Below are 4,962 nucleotides of genomic sequence, written 5' to 3' on the forward strand. Positions count from 1 at the left end.
CGCCGTGGCCTCGGCCGACCCGCGGTCACGATCGGCGCAGACGACGACGGCGCCCTCCCGACCGGCGGCGACGGCGATCGCCCGGCCGTTCCCGACCGGCGGGTCCGGCTCGTCGGACGGCTGGGTCCCGGCTCCCACGACGAGGACTCGCCGCCCGGCGAGCCTGGCCGCGCTCAACCCTCGAACCCGGGCACGCCTGCTTCACGCTCGACGCCGAGCGAGTTCAACGCGAACGCCACCAGGTGATACTGGCCGACGAGCATCAGCAGCTCGATCAGCTGACGGTCGTCGTAGCGGTCGGCCAGGGTGCTCCACGTGGCCTCGCTGATGCAGCTGTCGTCGTGCAGCTCATCGGCCGCGCGCACGAGCGCAGCGTCGAATCGGCTCCAGCCCGGCTCCCCCGGACCCGCTTGCACGCGGCGGATCTCGTCGTCGGTCACCCCGACCGCACCACCAATCAGGACGTGCTGACCCCACTCGTACTCCGAGCCGCACAACCACCCAGTCCGGAGGATCAGCAGCTCCCGGTCGCGCGGTGGGAGCCTGCCCGCCAGCAGCTTCCCGGCGAACGGCAGCCACCTCCGGAACAGACCGGGATGGCGAACGAGCGTCGCGAAGATGTTCGTGGCTGGGCTTCCCGGCGAACCGGCGGCGCGCAGCAGCTCGCTCGAGGCTTCGTCGAGGTCCGATGATGGGACAGGAGCGATGCGGGGAGAGCCCGCGCACTTCGTCATCGGCCCACGGTAGTGACGGGACCCCGGCCGGCGGGGGGACCATGGCGGGTGCACGGGCTAGCGGCTCGTGACGAGCTCCTCGATCCGCTCCAGGGTGCGCTCCATCGCTTGCCGCGTTCGCTTTCGGGCGGGGCGCACGAGAGCCTTGAACTTCTCGCCGGAGATGTCCCAGCTCTCGCGGACCACGGTGCCTTGGCCGAGCGGCTCGAGCTCGTACCGCCAGATCCGACCACCGGCGAGGCGGGATCCGAGTGGACTGGGCGGCCGGGACTGCCAGGCGATGCGGCGACCGTCCTCGAACTCGACGACCTCGCTGACCATCGAGTACGGCAGCCCGATCTTCATCGCCATTCCGAACCGCGCGCCGAGCGAGAGGCGTTCCGGTCCGTCCTTGGCGCCTCGGACGCTCCCCGACCCATCGATCTCGGGATGCCGCCGCGGATCGGCGAGAAGCTCGAAGATCCGCTCCGGCGGTGCCGGAATGGTTCGCTCGACCGTCTCCACATCATCGGCGCTCGTCACGGGCGCAGAGCGTACGCCTGGGCGCCATGCGGTTCCCGCGAGTCGGCTCGGGCGACCTCGGGGCGAACGAGGGGCGGCCCCGCCGCTCCCGCGAGCCGATCAGTGGGATCGACGGTTCGCGCGTCGGCATCACGCCCGCGGGGTCGCCGCAGACCCCGTCGATCTCGGGACGTGGCGTCTTGACAACCCCGCGCCGTCTATGTAAGAACTTGCTTACACTTGCGCGAAGGGGACGGATATGGAGATGCTGGCGCTGCTCGACGGGGCGTTCGCCTCAACCGGCCGGATCATCGGGAGCATTCGCCCCGACGCTCTCGGTGACCCCACCCCGTGCTCGGAGTGGGACGTGCGGGCGCTGATCAACCACACCACGTGGGTGGTGGCGCGCTTCGAGCGCACCGCGGCCGGTCAGGAGCCCTCGAGCGGCGGTCCCCACGATCTTGTCGGGACCGATCCGGCCGCCGCCTTCGACCGCGCCTCCGCCGCCAACCTCGCGGCGTGGTCCTCGCCCCACGCGCTCGAGGGCACGCGTCGGCTTCCCATCGGCGAGGTGCCGGCGGAGATGGCCGCCGGGGTCAACTTCATCGACACCTTGGTGCACGGCTGGGACCTCGCCACGGCGACCGGCCAAGATCCTGCGCTCGACCCGGTGCTCGCGGGCGCGGCGCTCGAGTTCTCGAGGGTCGCCATCCGGGACGACCTCCGCGGTCCCGGGAAGCCCTTCGCGCCGATCGTCGAAGTCTCGGCTGGAGCGTCACCGACCGATCAGATGGTCGCGTTTCTCGGTCGCCAACCCTGAGCTGCAGGTGGAGACCGTGCTGCGGGCCCTCGCCGCCCCGACCCGGCGGGAGATCATCCGCCTCGTCCGCCGCCGGGAGCTGTCGGCGGGGCAGATCGCGTCGCACTTCGACGTCAGCCGGCCGGCGATCTCGCAGCACCTCACGGTCCTGCGAGCGGCGGGGCTCGTGAGCGAGCGGCGGGCTGGGAACCGGCGCCTCTACCGGACCCGCCCCCAGGCGCTGGCGGAGGTCCGCCGGTTCATCGAGGAGTTCTGGATCGACCACCTGGCCGGGCTGAAGACGGCGGCCGAAGCCGAGGAACGCGGTGCCCGACCCTGACGACCCCGACACGTTCACCCACGAGCTGCAGATCGACGCTCGCCCGGAGATCGTGTACTCGTTCTTTGTCGACCCGACGAAGATGGCCCGGTGGATGGGCGTCGACCACACGCTCGATCCGGTACCGGGGGGCGTGTTTCGAGTCGACGTCAACGGTCGCGACGTCGCCGCCGGCGAGTTTGTCGAGCTCGACCCGCCCTCCCATCTTGTCTTCACCTGGGGTTGGGAGGGGAATGCCGACCTCCCACCGGGTGCCACGACGATCGACGTGCAGCTCACCCCGAGAGATGGCGGCACGCACCTCCGCTTCACCCACCGCGGGCTCCCGCCGTCGCGGACCCCATCCCATGCCGACGGCTGGCGGCACTACCTCGGCCGGCTGCAGACCGCCGGCGGCGGCGACGACTCGGGCCCGGACCCCTGGCTCCGGCCCGCCGATCGGCGGTAGCGCTCGGCGTCGCGTGCGGATCGGTCGCGGGCCATCGGCTTTCGGTCCAATGCGGCTCGACCGTGACGCGAGCGGACCTGCACACGGGTGTTCCGTGGCGAGGTTCGTCGTGTCATACACTGCGACTGCCGAGGTCGTGTCAACCGGACCGTCCCGGTGATTAGAAGGACGTGAGATCGTTGGCAACTGGCACTGTGAAGTTCTTCAACGACCAGAAGGGCTACGGGTTCATCTCTCGGGAACAGGGCGACGACGTGTTCGTGCACTTCTCCGCCATCCAGGGTGAGGGCTTCAAGACGCTGCAAGAGGGTCAGCGCGTCGAGTTCGACATCGCCCGGGGCAAGAAGGGCGACGAAGCCCAGAACGTCCGCCCGATCTAGGCGCCGTTGCTGTCGCCGGCGGGCCGCGAACCCTCCGGTACCTCTGAGCGGACGATCTCCACCGCGACCCGCGCTCCCGTCGGCTCCGGTGTGGAGGGAGGCCGCGGTCGCAGCACCAGTCGGGTTCCGCTCGGCACCCACCTGGTGAGCGCGATCGGAGCGATGACGCTCAGCGCGTTCGTCGCGATCCCGCTCGGGTCAGGGACCACGGGAACGAGTCCGCGCTCGTTCTGTGCCGCCGTCCGATCGTTTAACGCCACTCACTCGTCGTCGAAGGCCGATTCGGACACCGCGCTCAGGCGGCTGGCGCGGGCCTCGCCGTCGGGCGTGAAGCCCGCGGTGGACCGCATCGCGCGGGCGCTCGAGCGCGGTGATCCAGCGGCGGTGCTCGTCGAGGCCACCGCGGTCCAGGCGGTCCGGCCCACGCCGCTCACGGTGGCGGGCGGGACGGTCGACGACGCCAGCAATCAGACCTGTCACGTGGCTGTGAACCTCCTGGCGGCGGTGCCGCGAGGTGTGTCGAAGACCACCGTCGACGTCAGGGCCTGGACGCGCGCGGTCTGCACGAAGCTGGCGGCATGGGGCTCGAGCCTCCGAGACTCCGGATCCAACCTCGCGACGCCGACGAACGGCATCACGACGACGCTGTCGGAGGTGCGCAGCGCGCTCGCGCAGTTCATCGGGACCTCCGCCATCAGGACCCAGGAGCTCGTCGACGGGCTGGATCAGGCCGGGATCCCGAAGGCCTCGCACGGGGCCGCCGTCGCGTCATACCTCCAGACCGGCGTGAGCCGGGCTCAGCAGGCGTTCGTCACGATGCAGCCGGCGGCCCAAGCCCTGCCCGACGACCCCCGCGCCTTCCAGGTCGCGGCCCAGGTGCTGGTCCAGCGGCTCGACAACGTCGGAAAGCAGGTGGAGGCACTGGTCCACGACGCCGAGACCAGCATCCGGGACCGGACCCTCGACCGGGCCTTCGGCTCCGAACCGGCGTGCGCCGGGATCGGCTGATCGGTCGGCGGTGCCGGGACGCGGCGGGAAACCGCCCTGCCGCGAAGGGAGTGCGAGCCCCCTCCTCGGCGTCCAGTTGACCGGCGGGCCGAGCCGCATCAGGCTCGAGGGTGGCCGCCGGTGGGGAGGTACGGCGTGGCGGTGCCGCGTGGCATAGCGGTGGTTGACACGATGATCGGGCTCCCGAACGTCGAACGCCGCGATTGGTACGACTCGATGTCGGTGGTGCTCCGGGACGAGGGGAGCAAGACGTTCGAGCACCCCGCCGGGTACATGTTCAGGACGACGCCCACGCTCCGCCGCGAGCCCGACAGCATCGACCGTCTCCTGCTGGAGATGGACCGCTTCGGGATCGAGCGTGGCCTCCTCCCGGTGACGCTCACGGATGAACTCCACGTCCGAGCGATCTCCGAGCATCCTGATCGCCTCTACGGGAGCCTCGAGGTTGATCCCAACGGTGGTCAGGAGTCGATCCGAGCGCTCGAGCGCGCGGTGCGCGACCACGGCATCGTCGCGGCGCAGTTCTTCCCGGCGGGGAAGAACCCGCCCGTGCCGATCAACGACCGCCGGGCCTACCCCGTCTACGCCAAGTGCGTCGAGCTCGACATCCCGGTCTTCGTGCAAGGGGGAGTGCCCGGGCCACGCGTGCCCGCGGAGAGTCAGTATCCCGGCTTTGCCGATGACGTCTGCTACGACTTTCCGGAGCTGCGCCTCGTCCTTCGCCACGGATGCGAGCCGTGGGTCGATCTGAC

The 4,962-nt window shown here is 70.6% G+C and carries 8 protein-coding genes; 6 read left to right on the forward strand and 2 right to left on the reverse strand.

What is annotated here, in order from left to right:
* Nucleotides 1-173: 173 nt before the first annotated feature.
* Both VG869_01805 and VG869_01810 read right to left on the reverse strand, forming a co-directional pair.
* The gene (locus tag VG869_01805) at nt 174-734 is read right to left on the reverse strand and encodes a carboxymuconolactone decarboxylase family protein (GenBank protein ID HEV3449915.1); all 561 of its coding nucleotides are present in this window, start codon (nt 732-734) and stop codon (nt 174-176) included.
* 57 nt (nt 735-791) lie between these two features.
* A complete protein-coding gene (locus VG869_01810) occupies nt 792-1,256 on the reverse strand; it encodes an SRPBCC family protein (GenBank protein ID HEV3449916.1) in 465 nt (154 codons plus the stop codon).
* A gap of 244 nt (nt 1,257-1,500) precedes the next feature.
* On the opposite strand from VG869_01810, the gene VG869_01815 reads away from it, so the two are divergent.
* From VG869_01815 to VG869_01840, 6 genes are all read left to right on the forward strand, one after another.
* Nucleotides 1,501-2,055, forward strand: a complete 555-nt coding sequence (locus VG869_01815; protein ID HEV3449917.1) for a TIGR03086 family metal-binding protein — start codon at nt 1,501-1,503, stop codon at nt 2,053-2,055.
* Between the two features lie 7 nt (nt 2,056-2,062).
* Nucleotides 2,063-2,374 (forward strand): metalloregulator ArsR/SmtB family transcription factor, encoded by a 312-nt coding sequence (locus VG869_01820; protein ID HEV3449918.1) that lies wholly within the window; start codon nt 2,063-2,065, stop codon nt 2,372-2,374.
* A complete protein-coding gene (locus VG869_01825) occupies nt 2,361-2,822 on the forward strand; it encodes an SRPBCC domain-containing protein (protein HEV3449919.1) in 462 nt (153 codons plus the stop codon). The genes VG869_01820 and VG869_01825 overlap by 14 nt, the downstream gene beginning before the upstream one ends.
* A 170-nt stretch (nt 2,823-2,992) precedes the next feature.
* Entirely contained in the window at nt 2,993-3,202 is a 210-nt protein-coding gene (locus tag VG869_01830; protein HEV3449920.1) for a cold-shock protein, read from the forward strand.
* 339 nt (nt 3,203-3,541) lie between these two features.
* Entirely contained in the window at nt 3,542-4,210 is a 669-nt protein-coding gene (locus VG869_01835) for a hypothetical protein (protein HEV3449921.1), read from the forward strand.
* 141 nt (nt 4,211-4,351) lie between these two features.
* The coding region (locus VG869_01840) for an amidohydrolase family protein (protein ID HEV3449922.1) at nt 4,352-4,962 on the forward strand (611 nt) is incomplete at its 3' end.

It is taken from the genome of Acidimicrobiia bacterium, assembly GCA_035948415.1.
Lineage (GTDB): Bacteria > Actinomycetota > Acidimicrobiia > IMCC26256 > PALSA-555 > PALSA-555.

Bases quoted from the DNA above. Each gene is read 5' to 3' on its own strand.
- VG869_01805 (HEV3449915.1), bottom strand. From the start codon at position 734: ATGACGAAGTGCGCGGGCTCTCCCCGCATCGCTCCTGTCCCATCATCG.
- VG869_01815 (HEV3449917.1), top strand. From the start codon at position 1,501: ATGCTGGCGCTGCTCGACGGGGCGTTCGCCTCAACCGGCCGGATCATC.